The sequence below is a fragment of the Paenirhodobacter hankyongi genome, assembly GCF_003664585.1.
Classification (GTDB): Bacteria; Pseudomonadota; Alphaproteobacteria; order Rhodobacterales; family Rhodobacteraceae; genus Rhodobacter; species Rhodobacter hankyongi.
The window spans coordinates 268,694-294,392 of sequence record NZ_RCHI01000002.1; the positions used below are offsets into that span (position 1 = coordinate 268,694).

Genomic DNA, 25,699 nt, shown 5'->3' on the forward strand with positions numbered 1-25,699 from the left:
TCTTTTCGTTTTTTCGGGAACCAAACGTCTGGCCCCGCGTTCGGTTCCATGAGAAGTTACGGGGATCCGAGGAAAATGTACAAAGACATGGCTGACGATACGTCGAAAGCCAGCATCCGGGAACAGATCAACGAAAACCTGAAGCGGGTCTACGAGGACACGCTGAAGGAAGAGGTTCCCGATCGGTTCAAGATCCTGCTGGCACAACTCAAGGAAAAGGAGGGCGGCAAATGACGGCGCCCTCCGACACCTTGACCGATCCGCGCGACGAGCTGCCCGAGCATCTGCCGGCGCTGCGCGCCTTCGCGATGTCGCTGACCCGCAATTCCGCCAGTGCCGACGACCTCGTGCAGGACACGATCGTCAAGGCCTGGAGCAACATCGGCAAGTTCCAGGCCGGCACGAACCTGCGCGCCTGGCTCTTCACCATCCTGCGCAACACCTTCTATTCCGACCAGCGCAAGCGCAAGCGCGAGCTGCCCGACCCCGACGGCATCCACGCCGCCAGCCTGTGCGAGAAACCCGCCCATGACGGGCGGCTTGCGATGAACGACTTCCTGCAAGCCTTCGACCAGCTGTCGCCCGAACACCGCGAGGTTCTGGTGCTCGTCGGCGCCTCGGGCTTCGCCTATGAGGAGGCGGCGCAGATGATGGGCGTCGCGGTCGGCACGGTCAAAAGCCGCGCAAACCGCGCCCGCGCGCGTCTGGCCGAGCTGTTGCAGCTCGAGGATGGCGAGGATCTGCTGGTCGAGGCCGACAAGGCCGCACTTGGCGTTCTCGGTCAATCGGGGATCGCGGCTGCATGAGCACCGAAGCCGGCGACACGGCGCGCAGCCATCCCTTCGGCCGGCTGGGGGTGCGGCTGGCCTTCCTGCTGGCGGTTGCGCTGTTCCCGCTGCTGCTGATCGCGATCGTGCAATCCCTGTCGACGATGCGCGAGACCCGCGCCCGCTCGGAGGCGGCGCTGATGGGCGAGACGCTGCGCGCGGTCTCGGGTGAGACCCGGCTGATCCAGCAGGCGCAGGCCGAGGCGCGGCTGCTGAGCGACGCGGTGCGGCCGCTGATCGGCGACCCCGCCGCCTGCTCGGCGCTGATGCGCCGGGTGGCGGCCTCCGACGGGCATATCTCGCTTGCCGCCTTCATCCCGCGCGACGGCCAGATGACCTGCGCCTCGACCGGGCGGGGTTATGACTTTTCCGGCAACCCGCTGTTCGAGCGGATGCTCGAGGCCGAAGGGCCCTCCTTTGCGGTGAATCCGGCAGGGCCGATCTCGAAAGCCTCGATCCTCGGCATTGCCCACCCGGTCACCGACGACGCCGGCAACCGGCTTGGCGTGATCTCGCTGTCGCTGCCGCATTCGGAACTCGCCCGGGCCGAAGACGCGCAGGCGCCGTCCGACGAGCGGCCGCTGGTGATCATGACCTTCGATGCCGATGGCAATATCCTGACCTCCTCGGGCGGGGTCGAGGATGCGCCAAGCCGCCTGCCCGTCGATCATTCGCTGCAGCAACTGGCCCGCGACCGCGCGACCACCTTCACCGCCGAGTCGCGGCGCGGCAACACCCGGGTCTATTCCGTGGTCGAGCTGGTGCCGAACCTGCTCTATGCGCTTGGCTCCTGGCCCGCGGACGAGGCCTTCGGCTTCGGCCCCGTCACCCGTTTCCCGCCGGTGCTGTTTCCGGCGCTGATGTGGGCGGCCTCGCTTTTCGTCGCCTATTTCGCGATGCAGAAACTGGTGATCGGGCATGTGCAGAGACTGTCACGGGCGTTGGCCAGCTTTGCCTCGGGCAACCGCATCGTCGGCGACCTGGAGGTCGAGGGCGCGCCGCAGGAGATCCGTGATCTCGCCGAGAATTACGAGAAGATGACCGAGACGATCCTGCATGACGAGGCCGAGCTCGAGGACATGATCCACCACAAGGAGGTGCTGCTGCGCGAGGTGCACCACCGGGTGAAGAACAACCTGCAGCTCATCGCCTCGATCATCAACATGCAGATGCGCAAGGCCCGCTCGCCCGAGGCGAAGGGGATGATGCGCTCGCTGCAGGAACGGGTGATCAGCCTCGCCACCATCCACCGCGGGCTTTACCAGACCTCGGGCCTGTCGGACATCAGCGCGAACGAGCTGATCCCCGACATCGTGCGCCAGATCACCCGCCTGGCCACCGGGCCGGGCCGCCGCATCGAGGTGACGACCGAGATCGCGCCGATCCGCCTGACCCCCGATCAGGCGGTGCCGCTGTCGCTGCTGGTGACCGAGGCGATGACGAATGCGATGAAATACGCCTCGGCCGATGCCGGCACGCCGCAGCTGAGCGTGACGCTGGGCACGCCCGAAGCGGGACGCGCCCTGCTCGTCGTGCGCAACACCGTGGCGACCGAGGCCGCGCATCAGGCGCCGCCCGAAGCGGCCGAGGGCACGGGGCTTGGCTCGCAGCTGGTCGGCGCCTTCGTGCAGCAGCTGGGCGGGCAGATGGAGATCGACGCGCCGCCCGGAAGCTATGCGCTGACGGTGCGCTTCGAGATTCGGCCCCTCGACGAGGCCGAGCTGCGACACGAGGAGGGGGCGCGGGGCTGATTTTCCGGGAACCGGACGGGGCGATCCCCGTTCATCCGGAAAGACGGCCGGGGAGGCGCAGCAGGAAGGACCATGGAACGGCTCAGACAGGCAGGCATCAACGCCCGCGGGCGGATCGGTTGGGAGCTTGACGGCTCGAAGGCGCGCATCGCCTTCGAGGCCGCGGTGCTGGATGCCCGCCACAGCCTTGACGCAAGCTTTCAGCGCTTCGATCCGACCCGGCCGCTGATCTCGGCCCGGGCGCGGCGCTTCGGCCCCTCCTGGGCGGATCTGCTGCATCACCTGCTGCGCCGGGGCGTCACCGTGTCGATCGCGCTCGACGCGACCGAGGGCGCGGCAGACGCCGACGCCCTGGCCGCGATCGCGCAGGCGGCCGAGGCAAGCGGCATGGCCGGCCGGCTGACGGTGACGCGCGTCGCACATCCCGCCGCGCGCCGGTCGCCCCTGCTGCCCTTCGCGCTGTTCCCGCGCGGCCATCGGCAATCCCTCGCGCTGATCGACGACCGGCGGCTGTTCCTGTCGGGCACCCCCGCAGGCACGGCCACCACCGGGCGCAGCCTGTTCCTGCAGGCCGAGGGCCCGGTGGTGGCCGAGGCCCGCCGCCATCTCGACGGTTTTGCCGCCTTCACCGCGGGCACGCGCCCGCCGCCGCCTGCGCAACGGCTGCTGCGCACGCTCTCCTGCCCGCGGCCCGGGCTTGCGGGGCTTTTCGCGCCGCGCCACCTCGCGATCGAATTCGAGACCGCGCATCACATGCTGCTGCGCCGGGCGCAGCGGCTGGTCTATGTCGAGACCCAGAACTTCGACTGCCTCGGCCTGGCCCGCCATTTCGCGCAGCGCGCGGCGGCGGCACCACAGCTGGGCCTGATCCTGATCCTGCCCGCGACCGAACCCGCGGACCGCAACTGGTTCGACCGGCTGCGCCAGCGACAGGCGCTCTCACTCGTGACGCGGGCCTTCGGCGCCCGGCTGTTTCTGGGCCTTGCGCCCGGGGGCTGCGCCAATGTCACCCTGTTTGACGAGGAGGCGGCGATCGCCGGCTCGGCCGATCTGAGCCGCCGCGCGCTGCGCGCCGAAACCCATGCCGGGCTCTATCTGCGCCGTGGCGACGACATCGCCGGGCTGCGCTGCGCGCTGATGCGGCAGTGGCTGCCCGAGGCGGCCGGCGACAGCTTTTTCGACCCTGTACGGGCGGTTTCTGCCTGGCGCGAACTCGCACAGGAGAATGCCCGCAGCGGCGTGAGCGGTGCCCGCGTGCTGCTGCCCTGCAACCGTCTGCCCGGCTGAGCGCACAGAAAAAGGCCCCGCATCCGAAGAGGCGGGGCCAGGTGAGGGAAGGGAAAACGCGGCGGATCAGCCGTTGCGCGAGGAGGCGCGCGGCCCCGCCAGGAGCCAGACGAGAAAACCCAGGACAGGCAGCAGGATCACCAGAAGCGCCCAGAGAACCTTGGACCCGGTGCTGCGACCCGAGGTGACGATCGAGACCAGCGCCCAGAGATCGAGCGCCAGGATCACCAGCCCCCAGACCCCGTTCAGATGCATGATGTTGCCGCCCATCGCCGATATCCTCGCCTGCAATCCGCGGGGGAAACGCAGGCTTTGCCGTTCGGGTTCCCGCCGGGACGAAAAATTTCTGCGCGCGCCAAACCGGAACCCCGCCGGGCGCCGGACGTTGGAATGGCATGAGATGCAGGGACAGCCCGCATCCCCCATTCACAAGGAGAGACACCATGCTTGGCTGGGCACTGACCTTCCTGATCATCGCGCTGATTGCCGCGGCGCTCGGTTTCGGCGGCATCGCCGGCGCCTCCGCCGGGATCGCGCAGATCCTGTTCGTGATCTTCCTGATCCTCTTCGTCGTCGCCATGCTGGCGCGCGCGCTGCGCGGTCAGCCGCCGGTCTGACCGGACGGCAAACGCACATGGAAGGGCCGCCCCGGGGCGGCCCTTTTCAGGTCAGGCCTCGCCCACGGCGGCCGCAGCCGTGGCCAGTTCGACGATCTCCGTCGTCATCTGCTCCTGCCGCACGCGCTGGAAGCCCTGCCGCAGGTCACCCGAGATCCGCTTCACCGCGCTCTGCGCGCGCCCCATCGCCTCGGCCCGCGCAGCATTCTCGGCGGCAAAGCCCAGCATCAACCCCTCGCAGATCTCCGTGAAGACATATTCCTCGATCAGCGACGCAATCAGGCTCTGCGCCGGCAGGTTCAGCATCGGCGCGGGCCGGGCGTCGGGCAGGAAGCGGCTGGTGTCGAAGGGAAACAGGCTGCGGTGCTGCGGTCCCGCCCCAATGTCGTCCGGATCGGCATGGATCATCCGCACCGAGGCCTCGGGCGCCTCTGCCAGCCGCTCGAACAGCGCGTCGGTCATGCGGATCGCCAGCGGCGGCACCTCGGGCGCATGCGGCGCCATCTCGGCGCTCCAGTCGGGCACGATGCCCTGATCGGCGAGCGCCCCAAGCGTGCGGCTGCCCACCACCATCAGCCGGTCCCCCGCCTGCACGGCGGCCTGCGCGGCTTCGGCCATGCGCTCGCCATAGGTGCCCGAAAACCCCTGCGCCGCACCGATGACAATCGTGATGCCCGGCGCCGGAGCGCCTGCACCATTCGGCCCGCCAAGTGCCAGCGCCACCGACAGCGCCTCGGCCACGGCCGCCTCCTGCGCGCGGATCGCCTGCAGATGCGCCTTCGCCTCGGCCTGATGCGCGGCGGCAATCGCCCGCAGCGTGGAGATGATCGAGCCGATCTGGTGAACATTCGCCAGCCGGTCGCGGATCTCCTCGGGCCGGCTCACGTCGCCCCCCCGGTGATCCGCCCGACCGCCGATTTCACGCAGGCGACCAGCACCGCGCGCAACTCGTCGCTCAGCTTCGCCGGGCTTTCGCGGAAGGCGGCCAGCTTCGGCTCGGCCGCGATCAGCGGCTCGAGCGCCTGTTTCACCGCGGCGATCTGGCCGGGCTCGATCGTGTCGAGCAATCCGGCATCCAGCGCCGCAAGCAACGCCACCTGCGCGGGCGTCGACAGCGGCTCGAACCGGGGCTGGGTCAGCAGCGCGCCGATCCGCTCACCCCGCGCCAGCCGCGCCTTCATCGCCGCGTCACCGAACCCGCCAAAGCGCGAGAACATCTTCATTTCCAGATATTGCGCGTAATCGAGCCGAACCCGGCCCGAAACGGCCTTCAGCGCCCCCCATTGCGCCTTGCCGCCGACCCGGCTGACCGACAGGCCGATATCGACCGCCGGCCGCTGGTTGCCGGCAAACAGCGCCGCCGAGGTGACGATCTGCCCGTCGGCGATCGAGATCAGGTTGGTCGGGATATAGGCGGACAGGTTCCCGGCCTCGATCTCGGCGATCGGCAGCGCGGTGAGCGAGCCCGATCCCTTCTCCTTCGACAGCTTCGCCGACCGTTCGAGGAGCCGCGAATGCAGGTAGAAGATGTCACCCGGATAGGCCTCGCGCCCCGGCGGCTGGCGCGACAGCAGCGCCAGCTCGCGGTGCACGGCGGCGTGTTTCGTCAGGTCGTCATAGACGATCAGCGCATGCCCGCCGCTGTCGCGCACCCATTCCGCCATCGTCGTCGCGGCAAAGGGCGCAAGCCAGCGCAGCCCGGGCTCGGCCGTGGCGGGGGCGACGACGAAGATCGTGCGCTCGAAGGCGCCCTTCTCGCGCACCGCCTCGATCACCCGGCGCACCGCGGTGCTGCGCTGCCCGATCGCGACATAGACCGAGATGATGTCGGAGCGTTTCTGGTTCACGATGGCGTCGATGGCGATCGAGGTCTTGCCGGTCTGCCGCTCGCCGATGATGAGTTCGCGCTGGCCGCGCCCCACCGCGAAGAGCGCGTCGACGACCAGGATCCCGGTCTCGACCGGCTCGGCGACGAAATCGCGCTCGATGATCTCGGGGGCGGGGCGTTCGGTCTCCATCATCGCCTCGGCCACGATCGGTCCGAGCCCGTCGAGCGGCCGGCCGAGCGGGTCGACGACCCGGCCGAGCAACCCCTTGCCCACCGGCACCGACAGAAGCTGTCCGGTGCGGCGCACCACCGATCCCGCCTCGACCCCGGTCATCGGGTCGAGAAAGGCGGCCTTGACGCTGTCGGTGTCGAGCATCTGCACGAAGCCGCGCGCGCCGGTGTCGAAGACCAGGATCTCGCCGAATTGCGCGTCGGGCAGGCCCGAGATATCGGCCAGACCGTCGGCGAGATGGGTGACGGTGCCGATCTCCTCTGCCTCGGGGCCAAGCGCGGCCGTGGCCACCTTCGCCTTCAGCCCGTCGAGGGGGGCGTCGCTCATGCCGCCGCCTCCGCCGTCAGGGCCTGCGCGATCCGGTCGAGATCATGCGCCAGCGAGTTGTGCACAAGGCCGGTGTCCGAGCGCAGCTCGAGCCCGGCAATCAGGCTCTGATCCTGCTCGAAACCGATGTTTTCAAGGCCGAGTGCCGCCAGTGCCACGGCCTGATCGGCCGCGCTCAGTGGTGCCGGGGCCGCGAGCCGCAGGTTCGCCCCCGACAGGATCGCCGCGCGCTGGTCATCAGGCAGAGCCGTCAGCGCCTGCGCCAGCCGCGCCGCATAGCCCGCGCCGTCAGGCTGCGCGGAAAGCGCGCGCCGCGCGATCACCTCGGCCAGATCACGCGCGCGGGTCAGCGTCTCGGCCGCCGCGCCGGTGACCGTCGCCTGCGCCTGCGCCGTTGCCTTTTGCACCAGTGACGCCGCCTCGGCCCGCGCCGCGTCGAGGATCGCCTTGCGCTGTGCCTCGGCTTCGTCCTGGGCCGCGGTCAGCACGTCGTGGCGGGCGGCCTCGGTCTGATGCCGGGCCTCTTCGGCGGCGCGCTCGGCCGCCCCCGCATCCTGTTCGGCCGCCTCGGCACGGCGCAGCGCCTCCTGCGTTTCCGCCTGACGCTTGGCGATGATCTCGGCCACCGGGCGGAACAGGAAATGCTGCAAGATCGCCAGCAGAACCAGAACGTTCACCAGCTGGAAGCCGAATGTGACCCAGTCGAAGCTCATGTCAGTGAACGAAGGGGTTGGCGAAGAGCAGAAGCAGCGCGATGACGAGGCAATAGATCGCCATCGTCTCGATCATCGCGAGGCCGACGAAGAGCGTGCGCGAGATCGTGCCCGCCGCCTCGGGCTGACGCGCGATCGCCTCCATCGCGGCGGCGACGGCGCGGCCCTCGCCCAGTGCCGGCCCGATCGCGCCGAAGGACACGGCAAGCGCAGCGCCAAGAATGCTGACGATTTCGACCCAGTTCATGCGTCTTTCTCCTGTTTCGGGGGAGGATTCCTGCTGCCTTCGCCCTCGACGGCAGAGCCGATGAAGACGAGGGCGAGGATGGCGAAGATGTAGGCCTGCACGGCGCCGGTCAGCAGATCGAGCGCCATCAGCGGGATCGGCACCAGAAGGCCCGCCAGCGTCAGCACGATGCCGATAACGAAGACGCCGCTCATCACATTGCCGAAGAGGCGCACCATCAGCGAGAAGTTGCGGGTCACCTGTTCGACCAGATTGAGCGGGACCATCACCCAGCTTGGCCGCGCGAAACTGGCCAGATAGCCGCCAAGGCCCTGCGCGCGGATGCCATAAGCGATGGTCGCGACGAAGACGATCACGGCGAGCGCGGCGTCGGTTTCCAGCCGCGCCGTCGGCGGCTCGACCCCGGGGATCAGCGAGGACCAGTTCGCGGTCAGGATGTAGAGCAGAAGCGTGCCGATCAGCGGGCGGAAGCGCGCGGGCTCGCCCGCGATGGTGGCGCGGATCTGCGCATCAAGCGTGGTGACCACCAGCTCGACCACCGCCTGGACCTTGCCCGGGCGCAGGGTCAGCCGCCGCGTCACCGCCCAGGAGCCGAAGCCGAGCGCGCCGATCAGCACCCAGGTGGTGACCACCGCCTTGTCGATGCCGAGCGGGCCGATCGAGAACAGGATGTCGCCGGACAGCGGAGACTGGATCATGCCGCGGCCTCCATCCGTTTCAGCGCGATGCGCCGCCCGATCAGCACCCCCGCCGCGCCAGTGACCAGCGGCGCCGCGCCCGCCCTGGCGCACAGGAAGAGGAAGAGGCCGAGCACCGCAAAGCGGCCGACCTGCAGCGCGACGGCGGTCAGATCGCCCGACAGAAGCCGGTCCGACACCGCGCGCAGCGTGCGAAAATGCAGCCAGCCCGCGCCGGTGCCAAGCCCCAGCGCCGCAAGCGAAAGAAGGATCTGTGCGCTCTGGCTCATTGCTGATGCATCCATCTGAAGGCGAGATAGAGACCAAGCCCGGCGCCCAGCATGGTCAGCGCCGCACTCACCGTGATGCCGGAGTTCAGGGCCCCGTCGATCCAATGGCCGAGCGCCAGCCCCGCCAGCGTCGGCCCGACGATCACCCAGCCCAGCACGCCGATCTGGCCGAAACGGCGGGCCAGCGGCGGTTCTGGATCCTTCTGGCCGGCCTCGACCCGGCCACGCGCCTCGTTGACGGCGCGGCGCAGTTTCGGGTCTGCATCGTCGATCATCGGAACGCCTCCCCGATCTCGTCGAACTCGGGCTCGGGCCCGCCACCGGGGCCGAGCTTGCGCATCAGGTTGCGGATCGCCGCGGTATGCAGGCGCAGCTGTTCGCCACGCGCGCGCCGGGCGGCATCGGCCTGGGCGGCGGCCTGTTCGACCACCAGCGCCTCGAGCTGGTCAAGATCATCGCCCGCCACCGCCTCGCGGCAGGCGACGCGCACGGCATCGCCCGCGACCCGCATCACCCCGCCACGCAGCGCGACGTGATGCCAGGGGCCATCCGCCCGCCGCCAGTGCAGCACCGAGGGGCGCAGCACGGTCAGCAGATCGGCGTGCCCGGGCATCAGACCGAAACCGCCGCTCTCGTCCTCGGCCCGGATCGAGGCGACCTCGCCCTCGTCCAGCACCACCGCAAGCGGCGTGGTCACGGTGAGGTGCAGCCCGCTCATGCCGCCTTCCCCTTGGCACGGCGCGCTTCCTCGCGCGAACGCGCCTCGTCGAGCGTGCCGATCATGTAAAGCGAGCCCTCGTCCCAGTCGTCGCAGGCGCCGTCGAGGATCGCCTTGCAGCCCTTCACCGTCTCGGCGATCGGCACCGAGCGCCCCTCCATCCCGGTGTAGGCGGAGGCGACGAAGAACGGCTGGGTCAGGAAGCGTTGCAGCCGCCGCGCCCGGCCGACCAGCAGACGCTCCTCGCGGCCCAGCTCCTCGACGCCCAGAAGCGCGATGACGTCGCGCAGTTCCTGATAATGTTCGATCACCTCGCGCAGCCGGCCGGCGACGCTGGCGTGTTCGACCCCCACCACCCCCGGATCGAGCAGCACCGAGGTGGTCGAGATCGGGTCGATTGCCGGATAGATCCCTTCCGAGGCGAGCGCGCGCGACAGCACCACGGTGCTGTCGACATGGGCCGAGATCGCGGCGACGGCCGGGTCGGTGAAATCGTCGGCCGGCACATAGACCGCCTCGATCGCGGTGACCGAGGCCTGCCCGACCGAGGCGATGCGTTCCTGCAGATCGGCCACCTCGGTCTCAAGCGTCGGCTGATAGCCCACGCGCGAGGGCATCCGGCCCAGAAGCCCCGACACTTCCGAGCCCGCCTGAACGAAGCGGAAGACATTGTCCATCAGCAGCAGGACGTTCTTCGCCTCGACATCGCGGAAATGCTCGGCGATCGACAGCGCGGTCAGCGGCACCCGCCAGCGCGCCCCCGGCGGCTCGTTCATCTGGCCATAGACCAGCACGGTCTGATCGAGCACGCCGGAATCGCGCATCTCGTTCAGCATCTCGTGCCCTTCGCGCGACCGCTCGCCGACGCCGGCGAAGACCGAGATCCCGTCATAGCCCGAGACCATGGCGCGGATGAGCTCCATCACCAGCACGGTCTTGCCCACCCCCGCCCCGCCGAACATCGCCGACTTGCCGCCCTGCGCGAGCGGCGCCAGCAGATCGAGCACCTTGATCCCGGTCGAGAACACCTTGGTCTGCGCGCTTTGTGCGGCAAGCGGCGGCGCGGCGCGGTGAATGGGGGCGCGCGGCGCGTCCGCGGGCAGCGCCGGGCCATTGTCGCCGGTCGCGCCCAGCACGTTCAGCAACCGGCCCAGAACCGCCTCGCCCACCGGCACGGAAAGCGGCCCGCCAGGGATGCGCGCGACGCTGCCACGCGCCACGCCCTGCGTCGATTGCAGCGCGATCGCGCGCACATGCCGGGCGTCGAGATGCGCCTGCACCTCGGCCACCACCGTGCCGGCGGGGCCGGGGATCTCGACGCCGTCGTTGATTGCGGGCAGCGCGCCCTCGACCCGCAGGTCAAGCACCGGGCCGCGCACCGCCGTCACCACCGCATCGCTCATCGCAGCCCCCGCATCGCAGGGAGGTTTCGCGAGAAAGGGGAAATGCCCGCCATCGTCGGTTCCCTTCTGCCGAACCAGCGTCCGACCGCGCAAAGGCTGCAACCGACCGCAGGAAAAATCTGATTCGCTTTGATCTTACGACGAAATTCTGCAGATGCACATCACGATGCCGGTGACGTCGCATCCCGGGCAAAGGCACAGCCTTCCGGCGCAGGGACGGCAGATCGAGCACAGAGATTCAGAAAAGAAAAAAACCACCATCCCGGGAAGGATGGTGGTGCCGGTGAAGGGACTCGAACCCCCGACCCCATCATTACGAATGACGTGCTCTACCAGCTGAGCTACACCGGCACGGTGGGTGGCGCGCACCTAGCATGCCCGCGCGCCGATGTGTAGCCCTAATTTTCGTCTTTCGCGTCAGAACCCTGCGCCGCATCGATCAGATCGGCTTCGGGGATGTCGCCGGGCTTCGCCTGCGGCTTGCCGACGATCACCGGCAGCATCTCGGCCCCATGCGGCAGCGGCATCTCGGCCTGCACCGGCTCGCGCCAGCTCAGCGTGTCGAAACCACCGCAATTGTCGCAGATCGGCGTCCATTCGGCCTGGATGTTCTGACATTTGTCGCAGCACCATTGCGGCCCGCGCGGCGCGGTCAGCGCCCGGGTCAGCCAGCCGCGCACGACCGCATCCTCGGCGCCCTCGCCGCGCTCGACCGCCGCCATGATGGTCAGCACGCGCGCCGTCGGATGGGTTTCGACCAGATCGCCCAGCGCGCGCCGCGCCGCCGGGAAATCCTCGGCCGCGATCAGCAGCTCGGCGCGCAGAAGCCGCGTTTCCTCGTGGTCGGGACGCAAGGACAGCAGCTTCTCGAACCGCCGCAGCCGGTCGGCCGGGGCCTCGTCGGGGGCGATCTCGGCATAGGCCGCGGCAAGGTCGGGATGCGGCTGCGCCTCCCAGGCCTTTTGCAGCACCCGCGCCGCGTTCTTCGGGCTGCCGGCCTCGATATAGGCGCGCGCGGCCATCACCGCGGCGGGGATCAGATCGGGCGATTCCTTGTTCGCCGCAATCGCCGCCTCGCGTGCCTCGACGGTCGCACCTTCCTCGAGCACGCCCTTCGCCTCCTGCAGCGCCATCACCGCATCGCGGCGACGATGCACATCCTTCGGCAGCTGGCCCTGCGCGCGTTTCGTGCTCAGCACCTCGCGCGCGCCCTTCCAGTCGCCCTTTTCCGCCTGCAGCTTCAGCAGCGTATCCTGCACCTCTTCATGCGCAGGCTTCAGCGCATAGGCCTTCTGCGCGAGCTTCAGCGCCGTCTCGGTGTCGCCCTCGGCCAGCTTCTGCCGCATCAGCCCGCGAATGCCGACGAAACGGGTGCGGTCATCCTCGAGCAGCTTCTTGTAGGCGCGGGTGGCCTTCACCCGGTCGCCCGCAACCTCGGCCGCCTGCGCCGCCAGAAGATTCGTCAGTTCGGGCCGCTGCAACAGCCGCTGCGCCTTCGTCGCCTTGGCCAGCGCCAGACGCCCCTCGCCCGAGGCGACGGCCAGCATGCCCTCGGCCAGCGCGCGATAGCCCTTGCGCTCGCGGTTGCGGTCGAAATAGCGGCTGACCGCGGTCTCGTCGCCGTTCAGGAAGCGCAGGAAGGCGATCAGAAGCCCCACCAGCTTCATCACCAGCCACAGCACCGCCAGCACCACGACAAGCCCGATCGCCGCCTGCAGCGGGCCGAAGCTGTACTCGGTGCCCAGCACGATCACCCGCACGCCCTCGCCGCTGTCGGAGAGATGCGCAGCGCCAAGGGCGACGGCCGCCACCAGGACGAGGAAGAGCGCGACTTTCACAAAGGATCTGATCATCGCCCCCTCCTCACTTCACCGACTGCGCGAGATCACTCACCGCCCGGGCGGCATCGAGCCGCTTTTGCGCCTGCGTGAGCCAGCCGGTCATCACCGCCTGCCCCGCCTGCGGCAGCGCCGAAATCTCGGTCATGGCGGTGACCAGATCGCCGGCATCCACCGCCGCCTGCGCCCGCGACAGCACCGCATCGGCATCCTCGCCCGTCTTCGGTTCCAGCGACCGCGCCCCGGTCTGCGCCATGAAGAAGGATTTGAACCGCGCGCCCAGCGTCTGCCCCGGCGCCGCCTTGCGCGAGGCGGCAAGCCCCGCCCGCGCCGCCTCGGGGAAGGCGGTCTGCAGCGCCGAAAGCGTCGGCACATCGCCCGACAGCACGGCCGGAACGGTCAGGCCCGCGGCCTGCGCATCGGCAAGCGCCGGCGCCATCGGCGCACCGCTTTCGAAGGCGGCGGCAACACGGGCGACGGCGGCCTGCGCCACCGCACGCTGCGCCGCAGCCTCGGCCCCGGCGCTGAGCTTGCCGGCCTCGTCACGCACCGCGCCGATCTGCGCCTGCGCCTCGGCCACCGCCGCCGCGATCTGCGCGCGCGCGGCCGCTTCGGCCGGCCCCCCGGTCGCCATCTCGGCGCGCAGCGTGTCGATCTGCGCCTGGATCCCGCTCAGATCGACCGGCGCGGCACCGCCCGCAACCGGGGCCGCCGGACGGTTTTCCAGCGCCGTCACCCGCGCCTCGAGTGCGGCCAGCGTCTCCTGCACCGCGCGCGTGGCCGAGCCCGCCTCGTCCAGCGCGGCCTGCACGCCCGACAGGTCCGGCGGCGTCGGCGCGGCGGATTTCAGCGTCTTCAGCTCGGCCGTCAGGCTGTCGATCTTGGCGTTCGAGGCGGCGATCTCGGTCTCGAGCGCGGCGGTGCGGTCGGTCCCCATCGGGATCATCGCGGCAAGCTGCGGCGGCAGGTTCGGAAGCGCCCAGACCGTCGCGCCGGCCCCCAGCGCCGCCGCGATCACGCCCCCCAGGAACAGCGGCACGAAGCCCTCCCGGCGGGGTGCAGCGGGGTCGGCTTTCGCCTCCACCGCGGGGGTGGAGGCCGGTGCGGCCACCGTGGGCTCGACGACCTCGGCCTCGTCGATCGGCGCCTTCGTCTCGGGGGTGTCCTGTGCCGCGCTGACCTCGGCCGCTTCGGATTTCTCGTGTTCGGTATGTGCCACGGCAGCTCCTCCAGTCCCGGCGCGACGATGCGCAGCCAACGTTTGTCAGCGGCAGTCTAGTGGCCCGGTCGACATGGCTCAACCCGCCTTGTCCGCCCCGGGGGCCTCCGCGCCAAGAAGCCGCGCAAGCGCGCTCAGCACGCCCGCGGCATCCGGGGTCGGCGCAACCTCGATCCGCGCGGCGATCCCGGCACAGCCCTCGGCCGCCGCGGCAGAGATCGGCGCCAGCCACAACGCCGCCCGTGCCCCCGAAACCGCCTGTGCCAGAAGGCGCCCGCTGCGCGGCGAGAACACCGGGGCCAGAACCACCGGCGCCCGGGCCAGAAGATCGCACGCGGCCGTGGACAGGGGCAGCGCCTCCTGGGCGTAGACCACCGCCTCGATCGTCTCTGTTCCGGCGGAATTCAGCCAGTCGGCCAGCGGCGCCACCACCTCGCGGCCGCGCGCATGCAGCAGGCGACCGCCGCGGTGCTGCGCCGCGATCAGCGCGGCAAGGCCCCGCGCCTCGCCCGGCCCCTCGACCACGTCGAAGCCTGCCGCCCGCGCCACCTCGGCCGTGCGCGCGCCGACGCAATAGGCACGCTGCCCCGCCGCGGGGCCGACCGCAATGACCGGCGCCACCGCCTGTTCCGAGGTGAAGATCAGCGCCTCGGCCGCGGGCAGCTCGGCCCCGGTCGGGCGGGTCTCGGTCAAGGGCGAGATCAGCACCGGCCAGTCCGCCCCGAAACGGGCACGGAACTGCGCAGCGAACCGCTCCGATCCCGCGCGGGGGCGGGTCAGCAGCAGCGGCGGACGGGGGGAATTGGCCTCGGTCACGGCACGTCCCGGGATTGCAGGGTCTGTGCCCCGGTGTTACCTGCGAAGAAAGCACCGTGCAACCGAGGCGCCATGACCCGCACCCTCACCTTCCTCGGACTTGAGTCGAGCTGCGACGACACCGCCGCCGCCGTGGTGCGGATGGAGGCGACCGGGCCGCGCATCCTGGCCTCGGTCGTCGCCGGGCAGACCGCGCTGCACGCCCCCTATGGCGGCGTCGTGCCCGAGATCGCCGCCCGCGCCCATGCCGAGAAGCTCGACCTTTGTGTCGAGGAGGCGCTGGCCGAGGCCGGCGTGACGCTTGCCGACCTCGACGGGGTGGCGGTGACCGCCGGGCCCGGGCTCATTGGCGGGGTGATGTCGGGGGTGATGTGCGCGAAGGGCATCGCCGCGGGGGCGGGTCTGCCGCTCGTTGGCGTGAACCACCTTGCGGGCCATGCCCTGACGCCGCAGCTGACCGAGGGGCTGGCCTTCCCCTATCTGCTGCTCCTCGTCTCGGGCGGGCATTGCCAGTTCCTGATCGCGCATGGGCCCGAAGACTTCACCCGCCTTGGCGGCACGATCGACGACGCCCCGGGCGAGGCCTTCGACAAGACGGCGAAGCTTCTGGGCCTGCCACAGCCGGGCGGGCCGGCGGTCGAGGCCGAGGCGATGAGCGGCGATCCGAAGGCCGTCCACTTCCCGCGCCCGCTGCTGGACCGGCCGGGTTGCGACATGTCGTTTTCCGGGCTGAAGACCGCCCTTCTGCGCGCCCGCGACGCCGAGGTGGCCGAACATGGCGGTCTGCGCCGGCAGGCACGGCGCGACCTGTGCGCCGGGTTCCAGGCGGCGGTGACCGACGTTCTGGCGGAAAAATCGCGCCGCGCTCTGCGCGAGTATCTGGCGCATGCCCCCGAACACCCGGCCTTTGCCGTGGCGGGCGGCGTGGCGGCGAATGCGACCATCCGGACGCGGCTCGAGCAGGTGGCGGCCGAATTCGGCGCGACCTTCGCTGCGCCGCCGCTGAAACTCTGCACCGACAATGCGGCGATGATCGCCTATGCCGGGATCGCGCGGTTCGAGGCCGGCGCGCAAGACGGGATGGACCTGTCGGCCCGGCCGCGCTGGCCGCTTGACCGTTCCGCGCCGGCGATGCTCGGCTCGGGCAAGAAGGGGGCGAAGGCATGACGGTTGCGGTGCTGGGCGCAGGGGCTTTCGGCACGGCGCTGGCGGTGACGCTGGCGCAGAACGGGCCCGTCACGCTCTGGGCCCGCGACGCTGCCCACGTCGCCGAGATGCAGGCCAGCCGGCGCAATGACCGCCGCCTGCCGATGACCGTTCTGCCCGAAAACGTCTCTGTGACGGCGGAAATCGAGGTGGCGACGCAGGCGCCGGTGCTGCTTCTGGCGATGCCGATGCAGCAGATGGGCGGCTTTCTGACGGCCCATGCCGCGCGCCTTGCCGGCAAGACCCTCGTCGCCTGCTCGAAGGGCATCGACCTGACGACGGGCCGGGGCCCGACCGAGCTGATCGCTGCCGCCTGCCCCGATGCGACGGCCGCGATCCTGACCGGGCCGAGCTTTGCCGCCGACATCGCCCGCGGCCTGCCCACGGCCCTCACCCTTGCCTGTGCGTCGGAGTGCGAGGCGCTGCAGGCCCGGCTGTCGACCCCGACGCTGCGGCTTTACCGCAGCACCGACCCGCTCGGCGCGGAACTCGGCGGGGCGCTGAAGAACGTGATCGCCATTGCCGCCGGCGTGGTGATCGGCGCGGGGCTTGGCGATTCCGCCCGCGCCGCGCTGATGACCCGCGGCTTTGCCGAGATGAGCCGGCTGGCGCTGCGCCTTGGCGCTCGTGCCGAGACGCTGGCGGGCCTCTCGGGCTTTGGCGATCTGGTGCTCACCTGCACCTCGGCGCAGTCGCGCAACTTCCGCTTCGGTCAGGCGCTTGGCGCCGGCGAGGCGTTCGACCCGACCACCACGGTCGAGGGCGTGGCCACCGCCAAGGCCGTCTCTGTTCTGGCCCAAAAGCGCGGTGTCGAGATGCCGATCGCGACCATGGTCGCGGCGCTGAGCGAGCACCGCATCACCGTTTCCGACGCCGCGCAGGCGTTGCTGTCCCGCCCCCTGAAGGAGGAATGAAATGCCCTATGCCGTGATCTGCCGCGACAAGCCCGGTGCCCTGCAGACCCGCCTCGACAACCGCGCCGCCCACCTCGCCTATATCGAGGAAACCGGCATCGTCTTCGTCGCCGGCCCCTTCCTCGAGGACGGCCAGATGGTCGGCTCGCTGGTGATCCTGAACGCCGACAGCATGGCTGCGGCGCAGGACTGGGCGGCGAACGACCCCTATGCGAAGGCGGGGCTCTTCGACAGCGTCTCGGTCACCGAATGGAAGAAGGTCGTCGGCTGATGGCATACTGGCTGTTCAAGTCCGAGCCGAACAAGTTCTCCTGGGAGATGCTGGTGGCGAAGGGCGCAGCCGGCGAGGAATGGGACGGGGTGCGCAACTACCTTGCCCGCAACAACATGCGGGAGATGAAGGTCGGTGACCGCGGCTTCTTCTACCATTCCAACATCGGCAAGGAGATCGTCGGCATCGCCGAGGTCTGCGCCGAGTCGCATCACGACAGCACCACCGAGGACCCGCGGTGGGATTGCGTCGACATCCGCGCGGTGAAGCCCTTCGTCCGGCCGGTGACGCTGGCCGAGGTGAAGGCCGACCCGCGGTTGACCGAGATGTCGCTCGTCACCTCGATGCGGCTCTCGGTGCAGCCGGTGACCGAGGAGGAATGGCGGATTCTCTGCGCGCTTGGCGGCGTCGAGCCCTGAGCGCGGCCGCGAAGTGAAGGCCGGGGCTGCCGGCCCTTCCTTCACCCCGCATGTGCCCGCGAAAGACCCGGGCCGGAGGTCTGCTCCTGCCGGCCCGGTCCGGACCACCGGCCCTGTCAGCCGATTGCCTTCCGGGTATGCCAGCGGGCGATTCGCCTCAACGACGTAACAGTTTCAATTTTACTCAATCTTGCCGAATCGAGCCCCGGTCAGGCGCCCCGCCCGTTGCCGTTTCGCTGCCGGCCCCTAACTTGCCTCCCATGCGTCAGATCGTCCTCGTCTCCCATGGCTCGCCCTCCGACCCGGCCCCGCTTGATGCCGGGCTGAAGTCGATCGCCGCACGGGTGCAGGCGCTGTGCCCGGAGCATCAGATCCGCGGCGCGACGCTGGCGCTGCCGGGCGCGCTCGAGGCGGCGCTCAGTGGGTTCGACGCGCCCGAGATCTATCCGTTCTTCATGGCCGAGGGCTGGTTCACCCGGCGCGAGCTGCCGCGCCGGCTGGCACTCGCCGGGGTGACGGCACGGGTCCTGCCGCCCTTCGGCACCGAACCGGACCTGCCGGGTCTGATTGCGAAAACTGTCACGGAAGCGACAAAAAGTGCTGGCATCGAGCCTGAAAGTTCCGATCTGATCCTGGTGGCGCATGGCTCGCAGGTGGCGCGGCGCTCGAAGGATACGGCGCAGGCGATGGCGCGCCGCTTGCGCCCGCTCACCCGCTTCTGGCGCATCCGGACCGCCTTCATCGAGGAGGCCCCCTTTCTGGCCGATGTCGCGGCCGAAAGCCTTTCCGGCTTGTGCCTGCCCTTCTTCGCCCAGCGTGCCGGCCATGTCGCCGAGGACATTCCCGAGGCTCTGGCCGCCGCGGGCTTCACCGGCCCGCTTCTGCCCGCGATCGGCGAACACCCCGAGGCAGCGGCGCTGATCGCCCGTTCCCTGACACGATGAGACTTGCCCGAAAGGGTTTGTCACGCAACTGTCACATATGTTTTGCATAAGCGTCACGGGCAGATCCTAGGAGAAGCCCGAGGCCGCGACCGGCCCCGCAAGTGAACTCAGGAGTGTTCCATGAAGTCCGTGAAACTCACCGTCTCGGCCGTGGCCATCGTGGCTGCCTCGGCCTCGGGTGCCCTCGCCCGTGACCAGATCCAGTCGGCCGGTTCCTCGACCGTGCTGCCCTACGCGACGATCGTTGCCGAAGCCTTCGGCGAGAACTTCAGCTTCCCGACCCCGGTCGTGGAATCGGGTGGTTCGGGCGCCGGCCGCAAGAAGCTGTGCGAAGGCGTGGGCGAAAACACCATCGACATCGCCAACTCGTCGAGCCGCATCAAGCAGTCGGACATCGACACCTGCAAGGCGAACGGCGTCAACGAGATCATGGAAGTCCGCTTCGGCTATGACGGCATCGTCTTCGCCAGCGACATCAACGGCAAGGAATTCGCCTTCACCCCGGCCGACATCTATGGCGCGATCGGTGCGAACGTGGCGAAGGACGGCAAGGTCGTCGCCAACACCGCCAAGACCTGGGCCGACGTCAAGGCCGACTTCCCGGCGCAGGACATCCTGATGTTCATCCCGGGCACCAAGCACGGCACCCGCGAAGTCTTCGACACCAAGGTGATCGAGGCCGGCTGCAAGGCCACCGGCGCCTATGACCTGTTCCTCGCCGCCGCCGAAGGCGACGACAAGGCGAAGGAAAAGGCCGCTGTCGCCCAGTGCAACACGCTGCGCACCGACGGCACCTCGGTCGACATCGACGGCGACTACACCGAGACCCTGTCGCGCATCGACGCGAACAAGAACGCCATCGGCGTCTTCGGCCTGTCGTTCTACCAGAACAACACCGACAAGCTGCGCGTCGCCACGATGGACGGCGTGATGCCGTCGGTCGAGACCATCGCCAAGGGCGAATACCCGGTCTCGCGTCCGCTCTACTTCTACGTGAAGAAGGCGCATATCGGCGTGGTCCCGGGCCTGCAGGAATACATCGACTTCTTCGTCTCGGACGACATGGCCGGCCCGAACGGCCCGCTGGCGGCCTACGGCCTGGTTCCCGATCCGGAACTGGCCAAGACCCAGGAGATGGTGAAGAACGACGTCGCGATGGGTCCGCTGAACTGATCCTCGCAAGGAACTCCGGTGGCGCCTTCGGGCGCCACCTTTCCCTTCTCAGCTGGAATTTCCCATGAGCATCGGCCTTCTTTCCCTGATCGTGATCGCCCTTGCCGCCGCCGGCTTTCTCATCGGTCGGCAGCTTGCACTGTCGAAGGCCGGGGGTGACATCCGGCGCCTGCATTCCCTTCCCGGCTATTACGGCCAGACCGTCTTTCTTTTCACTGCCGTTCCCGCCCTTCTGCTGATGCTGCTGTGGCTCCTGGTGCAGCCGCTGCTGATCGAGACCCGCGTGACCTCGATGATCTCGGCTGCCGACATTCCCGATGGCAGCTCGGCCAACCTGGTGATGACCGACGTGCGCCGCGTCGCCGAGGGCATCGACCTGATCCTTGCCCGGGGCCAACTGGGCGAAACCGACATCGCCGCGATGCGCGCCGATCTGGCCGACGTGCGCAGCCGTCTGGCCGAGGTGGGCGTCGCCGTCGGCACCAATGTGAAACCCGGCGTGTTCGAGGCCGCCAAGGCCTATCGCGATCTGTCGCACGGCGGCCATCTGGCGCTGACCGTCGCGGTGCTGGCGCTCGCGCTCGCGGGCTTTGGCTATGCGCTCTCGCGCATTCGCCCCGAGTTCCGCGCCCGCAACGTCTCCGAAGGCTTCGTGCGTGTGCTGCTGATCGCCGCCTCGCTCGTCGCGATCCTGACCACCGTCGGCATCGTGCTGTCGCTGGTGTTCGAGACGATCCACTTCTTCCGGCTCTATCCTGCCAGCAAGTTCTTCCTGAGCACCACCTGGAACCCGAAATTCGGTGGTGGCTCCGATCTCGGCATCTGGCCGCTGATCTGGGGCACGCTCTACATCTCGGTGATCGCGCTGGTCGTCGCGGTGCCGGTGGGCATCTTCGCCGCGATCTTCCTGGCCGAATATGCCAGCAAGAAGGTGCGCGCGATGACGAAGCCGCTGCTCGAGGTGCTCGCCGGCATCCCGACCATCGTCTACGGCCTCTTCGCCCTGATCACCGTCGGCCCGGTGCTGCGCGACTGGTTCGCCCAGCCGCTCGGCCTTGGCACCTCATCGAGCTCGGTGATGACCGCGGGCCTCGTCATGGGCATCATGCTGATCCCCTTCGTCTCGTCGCTGTCCGACGACATCATCAACGCCGTGCCGCAGTCGCTGCGTGACGGCTCCTATGGTCTTGGCGCGACGCAGTCGGAGACCGTGCGACAGGTGATCCTGCCTGCCGCGCTTCCCGGCATCGTCGGCGCGATCCTTCTGGCCGCCTCGCGCGCGATCGGCGAGACGATGATCGTGGTCCTCGGCGCCGGCGCCGCGGCGAAGATGTCGCTCAACCCGTTCGAGGCGATGACCACCGTTACCGTGAAGATCGTCAGCCAGCTGACCGGCGACACCGAATTCGCCAGCCCCGAGACCCTCGTCTCCTTCGCGCTCGGCCTGACGCTGTTCGTCTTCACGCTCGGGCTCAACATCCTGGCGCTCGTCATCGTGCGCAAATACCGGGAGCAATACGAATGACCGCCGAGGCCACGAACATGCCCGCGAAGGCCCGCCCCTCGCTTTACGCCATCGATCCCCGCACCAAGCGCCGCAACGCCGCCGAGAAGCGCTTCCGCCTGTATGGCGTCGCCGCGGTCGGCTTCGGCCTGCTCGCGCTCGTCGTGCTGCTCAGCTCGGTGCTCGGCTCGGGCCTTGGCGCCTTCCGCCAGAGCGTGCTGACGATGCAGGTGCCGCTCGATGCCGCCGTGCTCGACAAGGAGGGCACCCGCGACCCCGCCGCGATCGCCAAGGTGACGACCATCGCCTATGGCAAGCTGCTGCAGGACGCGCTGACCGCCGAGCTGACCGAAAAGGCGCTGCTTCCCGCCGGGATGAAACCGAAGGACGTCGGCGGCATGATCTCGAAGGAAGCGCCGGCGCAGCTGCGCAATCTGGTGCTGGCCAATCCTGATCTGATCGGCACCACCGTCAGCTTCGACGCGCTGGCGAACGGCCGCATCGACGGCTTCTTCAAGGGCCGGGTGACGATGGAGAGCGCCAAGCTCGACAGCAACGTCTCGCCCGAACAGCTTGAACTCGCCCAGGCGATGCGCGACGCCGGCCTGCTGGCGCTGAAGTTCAACCCGGGCTTCATCTTTGCGCCCGACGCCTCGGAACTGCGCCCCGAGGCCGCGGGCCTTGGCGTCGCGATCCTCGGCTCGGCCTACATGATGCTGATCGTGCTGGTGCTGTCGCTGCCGATCGGCGTCGCCGCCTCGATCTACCTCGAGGAATTCGCGCCGAAGAACCGCTTCACCGACCTGATCGAGGTGAACATCGCCAACCTCGCCGCCGTGCCCTCGATCGTCTTCGGCATCCTCGGCCTCGCCGCCTTCATCAACTTCGGCGGGCTGCCGCAGTCCTCCTCGGTGGTCGGCGGTCTGGTGCTGACGCTGATGACGCTGCCGCGGATCATCATCCCGGCCCGCGCCGCGCTGAAATCGGTGCCGCCCTCGATCAAGGATGCCGCCCTTGGCGTCGGCGCCTCGAAGACGCAGACGATCTTCCACCACGTGCTGCCGCTTGCCATGCCGGGCATCCTGACCGGCGCGATCATCGGCCTGGCCCAGGCGCTCGGCGAGACCGCGCCGCTTCTGCTGATCGGCATGGTGGCCTTCGTGCGCGACTATCCCGCCGCCCCGCCCGAGGGCTTTTTCGACCCTGCCTCGGCCATTCCGGTGCAGATCTACAGCTGGACGCAGCGGGCCGATCCCGCCTTTACCGAGCGCGCCTCGGGGGCGATCATCGTGCTGCTCGTCTTCCTTCTCGTGATGAACTCGCTCGCGGTCGTCCTGCGCCGCAAGTTCGAGCGGCGCTGGTGAGGAGTGACCACCATGAACGACATGCGACTGACGGAGAGAGCCGTGGAGACCAAGGACATCAAGATCGCCGCACATGACGTGCAGGTCTATTATGGCGCCTCGCACGCGATCAAGGATGTGCACATCGACATCCTCGACAAGACGGTGACCGCCTTCATCGGCCCGTCGGGCTGCGGCAAGTCGACCTTCCTGCGCTGCCTGAACCGGATGAACGACACCATCGACATCTGCCGGGTCGAGGGCGAGATCCTGCTCGACGGCGAGGATATCTATGACAAGAAGGTCGACCCGGTGCAGCTGCGCGCCCGGGTGGGGATGGTGTTCCAGAAGCCGAACCCCTTCCCGAAATCGATCTATGACAACGTCGCCTACGGGCCGAAGATCCACGGCCTGGTGAAGAACAAGGCCGAACTCGACGCGGTCGTCGAAAGCTCGCTGCGCAAGGCGGCGCTGTGGAACGAGGTCAAGGACCGTCTCGACGCGCCGGGCACCGGCCTCTCGGGGGGCCAGCAACAGCGCCTGTGCATCGCCCGCGCCGTCGCCACCTCGCCCGAGGTTCTGCTGATGGACGAGCCCTGCTCGGCCCTCGACCCGATCGCCACGGCACAGGTCGAGGAACTGATCGACGAGCTGCGCGAGAACTTCTCGGTGGTGATCGTCACCCACTCGATGCAGCAGGCCGCGCGCGTCAGCCAGCGCACCGCCTTCTTCCACCTCGGCAATCTCGTCGAATACGGCGAGACCGGGCAGATCTTCACCAACCCGAAGGATCCCCGCACCGAGAGCTACATCACCGGCCGGATCGGCTGACGGAGAGACACATGAGCCAGCATATCGTTTCCTCTTTCGACCGCGACCTCGAGGCGGTTCAGGCGATGGTCGTGAAGATGGGCGGCCTCGTCGAAGCCCAGCTTCTCGACGCCGCCCAGGCCCTTGAAACCCGCGACGACGAACTTGCCGAGACCGTGCGCCGCCGCGACAAGGCGGTGGACAAGCTCGAGGAGCAGATCAACGGCGAGGCCGCACGGCTGATCGCGCTGCGTTCGCCCGCCGCCTCGGACCTGCGCGTCGCGCTCTCGGTGATCAAGATCGCGGGCAGCCTCGAGCGCGTCGGCGACTATTCGAAGAACATCGCCAAGCGCACCCAGGTGCTGTCGCAGATGCCGACGATCAGCGGCTCGGCCGGCGCGATCCGGCGCATGGCGCAGGCGGTCGAGGGCATGCTGAAGGATGCCATCGACAGCTACATCCAGCGCGACGAGAAACTGGCCGCCGATGTCCGCTCGCGCGACATCGAGGTGGACCAGATGTACAACGCGCTGTTCCGCGAATTCCTGACCTACATGCTGGAAGATCCGCGCAACATCACCGCCTGCATGCACCTGCATTTCATCGCGAAGAACATCGAGCGGATGGGCGACCTGGCCACCGGCATCGCCGAGCAGGTGATCTATCTCGTCACCGGCGAAATGCCCGACGAGGACCGGCCGAAGTCGGACAGCGTGAGCCTGGACAAGGTGGAGGACTGACGCATGAGCCCCGCCCAACAGCCCTGCGTGCTGGTGGTCGAGGATGAATCGGCCCAGCGTGAGGTTCTGCAATACAACCTCGAGGCCGAGGGATTCCGCGTCGCCATGGCAGTGAATGGCGACGAGGCGCTGCTGATGGTCCGGGAGGAAAAACCCGACCTGATCGTGCTCGACTGGATGCTGCCCAATGTCTCGGGAATCGAGATCTGCCGGCGCGTGAAAGCCAGCCCCGAGACCCGTTCGATCCCGATCATCATGCTCTCGGCCCGCTCGGAAGAGGCCGACCGCGTGCGCGGCCTCGAGACCGGCGCCGACGACTATGTGGTGAAGCCCTATTCGGTCGTCGAGCTGATGGCGCGACTGCGCACCCAGCTGCGCCGCACCCGCCCGGCGACGATGGGCGAGCGGCTGCAGTTCGAGGACATCATCCTCGACGCCGCCGAGCACCGCGTCTTCCGTGACGGCGCACCGCTGAAACTCGGCCCGACCGAATTCCGGCTGCTCTCGACCCTGATGGAGAAACCCGGACGGGTCTGGACCCGCGACCAGCTGCTCGACCGGGTCTGGGGGCGCGACATCTACGTCGACACCCGCACCATCGACGTCCACGTCGGGCGGCTGCGCAAGGCGCTGATGGCGAATGGCGGGGATGATCCGGTGCGCACCGTGCGCGGCACCGGCTATTCGCTCGGCTGAGCCGCCAGAAAGCGCGTGACCTCATCGCGGGCGGGGATGGCATCGGCCGTTCCCGCCCGTGTCACCTTCAGCGCCGCGGCAGCCGAGGCCAACCGCATCGCGGCCTCGGGGCAAAGCCCCTCGGCCAGCCCGGCGACCAGATAGCCCGCAAAGGTGTCGCCCGCCGCGGTGGTGTCGACCGGCGTCACCGCAAAGGCCGGGGTGCGGTGCACCCCGGCGCCGGCGCGGTCATGCCATTCGGCGCCGCGCGCCCCCCGGGTGACCACCACATGCGGCACCGCCAGCGCCTCGAAGGTCAGAGACAGCGCCGAGCACAGCTGCGCCGCCTCGACCTCGTTCATGATCAGAAGCGACAGATAGGGCAGCACCGCCTCGACCGCCTCGGCCTCGAAGGGCGCGGCGGAATAGACGACGAAAAGACCCTGTTCCTGCCCGATCCGCGCCGCCTCGACCTGGGCCGAGGTCTCGTTCTGCAGCATCAGCATGTCGCCCGGACGGGCGCCTTCCAGCGCCGTGCGGACCATCGCGGCATCGATCTGCCGGTTCGCGCCGGGATGGAGCAGGATCGCATTCTCGCCCGCCGCGTCGACCGCGATGATCGCGTGGCCCGAGGCCCCCTCGACCTCGGACACTGCCGCGCAATCGACGCCCGCCTCGGTCAGCCGCGCCACCATCCACAGCCCGTCGGCCCCGACCGCGCCGATGTGGCGCACCGTGGCCCCGGCGCGGGCCAGCGCCACCGACTGGTTCGCGCCCTTGCCGCCAAGCCCGACGGAATAGGACTGCGCCGCCAGCGTCTCGCCCGGCGCCGGCAGATGCGGCAGCCGGTAGAGATGATCGGCATTGATCGAGCCCAAGGTGTAGACGGTCATGCGGCTGCCTTTCATCT

The 25,699-nt window shown here is 69.1% G+C and carries 30 protein-coding genes and 1 tRNA gene; 16 read left to right on the top strand and 15 right to left on the bottom strand.

The genetic code is table 11. From position 1 onward, the window contains the following. Positions 1-87: 87 nt before the first annotated feature. From DYS74_RS03285 to DYS74_RS03300, 4 genes are all read left to right on the top strand, one after another. Positions 88-234, top strand: a complete 147-nt coding sequence (locus tag DYS74_RS03285; protein WP_121531008.1) for a NepR family anti-sigma factor — start codon at positions 88-90, stop codon at positions 232-234. Beyond that, the gene (locus DYS74_RS03290) at positions 231-806 is read left to right on the top strand and encodes an RNA polymerase sigma factor (RefSeq protein ID WP_121530871.1); all 576 of its coding nucleotides are present in this window, start codon (positions 231-233) and stop codon (positions 804-806) included. Before DYS74_RS03285 ends, DYS74_RS03290 begins: the two co-directional genes overlap by 4 nt. After that, positions 803-2,578, top strand: coding sequence for a sensor histidine kinase (locus tag DYS74_RS03295; protein WP_121530873.1), 1,776 nt, complete (start codon positions 803-805; stop codon positions 2,576-2,578). The genes DYS74_RS03290 and DYS74_RS03295 overlap by 4 nt, the downstream gene beginning before the upstream one ends. Before the next feature lie 72 nt (positions 2,579-2,650). Beyond that, a complete protein-coding gene (locus DYS74_RS03300; RefSeq protein WP_121530875.1) occupies positions 2,651-3,865 on the top strand; it encodes a hypothetical protein in 1,215 nt (404 codons plus the stop codon). Positions 3,866-3,931: 66 nt separating this feature from the next. On the opposite strand, the gene DYS74_RS03305 is transcribed toward DYS74_RS03300, so the two are convergent. After that, positions 3,932-4,135, bottom strand: coding sequence for a PLD nuclease N-terminal domain-containing protein (locus DYS74_RS03305; RefSeq protein WP_281272449.1), 204 nt, complete (start codon positions 4,133-4,135; stop codon positions 3,932-3,934). 173 nt (positions 4,136-4,308) lie between these two features. Here DYS74_RS03305 and DYS74_RS03310 point away from each other — a divergent pair, with 173 nt between their 5' ends. After that, positions 4,309-4,482: a DUF1328 domain-containing protein gene (locus tag DYS74_RS03310; protein ID WP_121530877.1), complete on the top strand. Its 174-nt coding sequence runs from the start codon at positions 4,309-4,311 to the stop codon at positions 4,480-4,482. Positions 4,483-4,533: 51 nt separating this feature from the next. On the opposite strand, the gene DYS74_RS03315 is transcribed toward DYS74_RS03310, so the two are convergent. The 13 genes from DYS74_RS03315 to DYS74_RS03375 form a co-directional block, all read right to left on the bottom strand. Continuing rightward, positions 4,534-5,367: a F0F1 ATP synthase subunit gamma gene (locus DYS74_RS03315; protein ID WP_121530879.1), complete on the bottom strand. Its 834-nt coding sequence runs from the start codon at positions 5,365-5,367 to the stop codon at positions 4,534-4,536. After that, the gene (locus DYS74_RS03320; protein WP_121530881.1) at positions 5,364-6,869 is read right to left on the bottom strand and encodes a F0F1 ATP synthase subunit alpha; all 1,506 of its coding nucleotides are present in this window, start codon (positions 6,867-6,869) and stop codon (positions 5,364-5,366) included. The genes DYS74_RS03315 and DYS74_RS03320 overlap by 4 nt, the downstream gene beginning before the upstream one ends. Next, the gene (locus tag DYS74_RS03325) at positions 6,866-7,582 is read right to left on the bottom strand and encodes an ATP synthase F0 subunit B (RefSeq protein ID WP_121530883.1); all 717 of its coding nucleotides are present in this window, start codon (positions 7,580-7,582) and stop codon (positions 6,866-6,868) included. Before DYS74_RS03325 ends, DYS74_RS03320 begins: the two co-directional genes overlap by 4 nt. A 1-nt stretch (position 7,583) precedes the next feature. Next, the gene (locus DYS74_RS03330) at positions 7,584-7,829 is read right to left on the bottom strand and encodes a F0F1 ATP synthase subunit C (protein ID WP_113898359.1); all 246 of its coding nucleotides are present in this window, start codon (positions 7,827-7,829) and stop codon (positions 7,584-7,586) included. Further along, positions 7,826-8,527: a F0F1 ATP synthase subunit A gene (locus DYS74_RS03335; protein ID WP_121530885.1), complete on the bottom strand. Its 702-nt coding sequence runs from the start codon at positions 8,525-8,527 to the stop codon at positions 7,826-7,828. The genes DYS74_RS03330 and DYS74_RS03335 overlap by 4 nt, the downstream gene beginning before the upstream one ends. Continuing rightward, positions 8,524-8,796 (bottom strand): N-ATPase subunit AtpR, encoded by a 273-nt coding sequence (locus DYS74_RS03340; RefSeq protein WP_121530887.1) that lies wholly within the window; start codon positions 8,794-8,796, stop codon positions 8,524-8,526. The genes DYS74_RS03335 and DYS74_RS03340 overlap by 4 nt, the downstream gene beginning before the upstream one ends. Further along, a complete protein-coding gene (locus DYS74_RS03345) occupies positions 8,793-9,071 on the bottom strand; it encodes an AtpZ/AtpI family protein (protein ID WP_121530889.1) in 279 nt (92 codons plus the stop codon). The genes DYS74_RS03340 and DYS74_RS03345 overlap by 4 nt, the downstream gene beginning before the upstream one ends. After that, the gene (locus tag DYS74_RS03350; RefSeq protein WP_121530891.1) at positions 9,068-9,514 is read right to left on the bottom strand and encodes a F0F1 ATP synthase subunit epsilon; all 447 of its coding nucleotides are present in this window, start codon (positions 9,512-9,514) and stop codon (positions 9,068-9,070) included. The genes DYS74_RS03345 and DYS74_RS03350 overlap by 4 nt, the downstream gene beginning before the upstream one ends. After that, positions 9,511-10,917 carry a F0F1 ATP synthase subunit beta gene (gene atpD, locus DYS74_RS03355; RefSeq protein WP_121530893.1) on the bottom strand — a complete coding sequence of 469 codons (1,407 nt, stop codon included), beginning with the start codon at positions 10,915-10,917 and terminating at the stop codon, positions 9,511-9,513. The genes DYS74_RS03350 and atpD overlap by 4 nt, the downstream gene beginning before the upstream one ends. A gap of 275 nt (positions 10,918-11,192) precedes the next feature. Beyond that, a tRNA-Thr gene (locus DYS74_RS03360) sits at positions 11,193-11,268 on the bottom strand. A 47-nt stretch (positions 11,269-11,315) separates the two neighbouring features. After that, the gene (locus DYS74_RS03365) at positions 11,316-12,770 is read right to left on the bottom strand and encodes a heme biosynthesis protein HemY (RefSeq protein WP_121530895.1); all 1,455 of its coding nucleotides are present in this window, start codon (positions 12,768-12,770) and stop codon (positions 11,316-11,318) included. Positions 12,771-12,780: 10 nt separating this feature from the next. Next, the gene (locus DYS74_RS03370; protein ID WP_121530897.1) at positions 12,781-13,974 is read right to left on the bottom strand and encodes a COG4223 family protein; all 1,194 of its coding nucleotides are present in this window, start codon (positions 13,972-13,974) and stop codon (positions 12,781-12,783) included. A 78-nt stretch (positions 13,975-14,052) separates the two neighbouring features. Continuing rightward, the gene (locus DYS74_RS03375; protein WP_121530899.1) at positions 14,053-14,790 is read right to left on the bottom strand and encodes a uroporphyrinogen-III synthase; all 738 of its coding nucleotides are present in this window, start codon (positions 14,788-14,790) and stop codon (positions 14,053-14,055) included. A 72-nt stretch (positions 14,791-14,862) separates the two neighbouring features. Between DYS74_RS03375 and tsaD the strand changes: the two genes are divergently transcribed. The 11 genes from tsaD to phoB all read left to right on the top strand — a co-directional run bounded on the left by tsaD (position 14,863) and on the right by phoB (position 24,810). Beyond that, the gene (gene tsaD / locus DYS74_RS03380; RefSeq protein WP_121530901.1) at positions 14,863-15,957 is read left to right on the top strand and encodes a tRNA (adenosine(37)-N6)-threonylcarbamoyltransferase complex transferase subunit TsaD; all 1,095 of its coding nucleotides are present in this window, start codon (positions 14,863-14,865) and stop codon (positions 15,955-15,957) included. Next, positions 15,954-16,910: an NAD(P)H-dependent glycerol-3-phosphate dehydrogenase gene (locus tag DYS74_RS03385; protein WP_121530903.1), complete on the top strand. Its 957-nt coding sequence runs from the start codon at positions 15,954-15,956 to the stop codon at positions 16,908-16,910. The genes tsaD and DYS74_RS03385 overlap by 4 nt, the downstream gene beginning before the upstream one ends. Position 16,911: 1 nt before the next feature. Then, the gene (locus tag DYS74_RS03390; protein WP_121530905.1) at positions 16,912-17,181 is read left to right on the top strand and encodes a YciI family protein; all 270 of its coding nucleotides are present in this window, start codon (positions 16,912-16,914) and stop codon (positions 17,179-17,181) included. Continuing rightward, a complete protein-coding gene (locus DYS74_RS03395; protein WP_121530907.1) occupies positions 17,181-17,600 on the top strand; it encodes an EVE domain-containing protein in 420 nt (139 codons plus the stop codon). Before DYS74_RS03390 ends, DYS74_RS03395 begins: the two co-directional genes overlap by 1 nt. 260 nt (positions 17,601-17,860) lie before the next feature. After that, the gene (locus DYS74_RS03400) at positions 17,861-18,544 is read left to right on the top strand and encodes a CbiX/SirB N-terminal domain-containing protein (protein ID WP_121530909.1); all 684 of its coding nucleotides are present in this window, start codon (positions 17,861-17,863) and stop codon (positions 18,542-18,544) included. A gap of 120 nt (positions 18,545-18,664) precedes the next feature. Next, positions 18,665-19,717 carry a substrate-binding domain-containing protein gene (locus tag DYS74_RS03405; RefSeq protein ID WP_121530911.1) on the top strand — a complete coding sequence of 351 codons (1,053 nt, stop codon included), beginning with the start codon at positions 18,665-18,667 and terminating at the stop codon, positions 19,715-19,717. 64 nt (positions 19,718-19,781) lie between these two features. Then, entirely contained in the window at positions 19,782-21,242 is a 1,461-nt protein-coding gene (gene pstC, locus DYS74_RS03410) for a phosphate ABC transporter permease subunit PstC (RefSeq protein ID WP_121530913.1), read from the top strand. Further along, positions 21,239-22,585 (top strand): phosphate ABC transporter permease PstA, encoded by a 1,347-nt coding sequence (pstA, locus tag DYS74_RS03415; RefSeq protein WP_121530915.1) that lies wholly within the window; start codon positions 21,239-21,241, stop codon positions 22,583-22,585. The genes pstC and pstA overlap by 4 nt, the downstream gene beginning before the upstream one ends. Positions 22,586-22,597: 12 nt before the next feature. Continuing rightward, positions 22,598-23,395, top strand: a complete 798-nt coding sequence (gene pstB, locus DYS74_RS03420) for a phosphate ABC transporter ATP-binding protein PstB (RefSeq protein ID WP_121530916.1) — start codon at positions 22,598-22,600, stop codon at positions 23,393-23,395. A gap of 11 nt (positions 23,396-23,406) precedes the next feature. Next, entirely contained in the window at positions 23,407-24,114 is a 708-nt protein-coding gene (gene phoU, locus DYS74_RS03425; RefSeq protein ID WP_121530917.1) for a phosphate signaling complex protein PhoU, read from the top strand. 3 nt (positions 24,115-24,117) lie between these two features. Then, the gene (gene phoB, locus DYS74_RS03430) at positions 24,118-24,810 is read left to right on the top strand and encodes a phosphate regulon transcriptional regulator PhoB (RefSeq protein ID WP_121530918.1); all 693 of its coding nucleotides are present in this window, start codon (positions 24,118-24,120) and stop codon (positions 24,808-24,810) included. Here phoB and DYS74_RS03435 read toward each other — a convergent pair. Continuing rightward, positions 24,795-25,682 (bottom strand): ribokinase, encoded by an 888-nt coding sequence (locus tag DYS74_RS03435; protein WP_121530920.1) that lies wholly within the window; start codon positions 25,680-25,682, stop codon positions 24,795-24,797. The two genes, phoB and DYS74_RS03435, sit on opposite strands and share 16 nt — an antisense overlap. Between the last annotated feature and the right edge of the window lie 17 nt (positions 25,683-25,699).

Coding starts and splice junctions, on each gene's coding strand:
- DYS74_RS03285 (WP_121531008.1), top strand. CDS start 88: ATGGCTGACGATACGTCGAAAGCCAGCATCCGGGAACAGATCAACGAA.
- DYS74_RS03290 (WP_121530871.1), top strand. CDS start 231: ATGACGGCGCCCTCCGACACCTTGACCGATCCGCGCGACGAGCTGCCC.
- DYS74_RS03295 (WP_121530873.1), top strand. CDS start 803: ATGAGCACCGAAGCCGGCGACACGGCGCGCAGCCATCCCTTCGGCCGG.
- DYS74_RS03300 (WP_121530875.1), top strand. CDS start 2,651: ATGGAACGGCTCAGACAGGCAGGCATCAACGCCCGCGGGCGGATCGGT.
- DYS74_RS03305 (WP_281272449.1), bottom strand. CDS start 4,135: ATGGGCGGCAACATCATGCATCTGAACGGGGTCTGGGGGCTGGTGATC.
- DYS74_RS03310 (WP_121530877.1), top strand. CDS start 4,309: ATGCTTGGCTGGGCACTGACCTTCCTGATCATCGCGCTGATTGCCGCG.
- DYS74_RS03320 (WP_121530881.1), bottom strand. CDS start 6,869: ATGAGCGACGCCCCCCTCGACGGGCTGAAGGCGAAGGTGGCCACGGCC.
- DYS74_RS03325 (WP_121530883.1), bottom strand. CDS start 7,582: ATGAGCTTCGACTGGGTCACATTCGGCTTCCAGCTGGTGAACGTTCTG.
- DYS74_RS03330 (WP_113898359.1), bottom strand. CDS start 7,829: ATGAACTGGGTCGAAATCGTCAGCATTCTTGGCGCTGCGCTTGCCGTG.
- DYS74_RS03335 (WP_121530885.1), bottom strand. CDS start 8,527: ATGATCCAGTCTCCGCTGTCCGGCGACATCCTGTTCTCGATCGGCCCG.
- DYS74_RS03340 (WP_121530887.1), bottom strand. CDS start 8,796: ATGAGCCAGAGCGCACAGATCCTTCTTTCGCTTGCGGCGCTGGGGCTT.
- DYS74_RS03345 (WP_121530889.1), bottom strand. CDS start 9,071: ATGATCGACGATGCAGACCCGAAACTGCGCCGCGCCGTCAACGAGGCG.
- DYS74_RS03350 (WP_121530891.1), bottom strand. CDS start 9,514: ATGAGCGGGCTGCACCTCACCGTGACCACGCCGCTTGCGGTGGTGCTG.
- atpD (WP_121530893.1), bottom strand. CDS start 10,917: ATGAGCGATGCGGTGGTGACGGCGGTGCGCGGCCCGGTGCTTGACCTG.
- DYS74_RS03365 (WP_121530895.1), bottom strand. CDS start 12,770: ATGATCAGATCCTTTGTGAAAGTCGCGCTCTTCCTCGTCCTGGTGGCG.
- tsaD (WP_121530901.1), top strand. CDS start 14,863: ATGACCCGCACCCTCACCTTCCTCGGACTTGAGTCGAGCTGCGACGAC.
- DYS74_RS03385 (WP_121530903.1), top strand. CDS start 15,954: ATGACGGTTGCGGTGCTGGGCGCAGGGGCTTTCGGCACGGCGCTGGCG.
- DYS74_RS03390 (WP_121530905.1), top strand. CDS start 16,912: ATGCCCTATGCCGTGATCTGCCGCGACAAGCCCGGTGCCCTGCAGACC.
- DYS74_RS03395 (WP_121530907.1), top strand. CDS start 17,181: ATGGCATACTGGCTGTTCAAGTCCGAGCCGAACAAGTTCTCCTGGGAG.
- DYS74_RS03400 (WP_121530909.1), top strand. CDS start 17,861: ATGCGTCAGATCGTCCTCGTCTCCCATGGCTCGCCCTCCGACCCGGCC.
- DYS74_RS03405 (WP_121530911.1), top strand. CDS start 18,665: ATGAAGTCCGTGAAACTCACCGTCTCGGCCGTGGCCATCGTGGCTGCC.
- pstC (WP_121530913.1), top strand. CDS start 19,782: ATGAGCATCGGCCTTCTTTCCCTGATCGTGATCGCCCTTGCCGCCGCC.
- pstA (WP_121530915.1), top strand. CDS start 21,239: ATGACCGCCGAGGCCACGAACATGCCCGCGAAGGCCCGCCCCTCGCTT.
- pstB (WP_121530916.1), top strand. CDS start 22,598: ATGAACGACATGCGACTGACGGAGAGAGCCGTGGAGACCAAGGACATC.
- phoU (WP_121530917.1), top strand. CDS start 23,407: ATGAGCCAGCATATCGTTTCCTCTTTCGACCGCGACCTCGAGGCGGTT.
- phoB (WP_121530918.1), top strand. CDS start 24,118: ATGAGCCCCGCCCAACAGCCCTGCGTGCTGGTGGTCGAGGATGAATCG.
- DYS74_RS03435 (WP_121530920.1), bottom strand. CDS start 25,682: ATGACCGTCTACACCTTGGGCTCGATCAATGCCGATCATCTCTACCGG.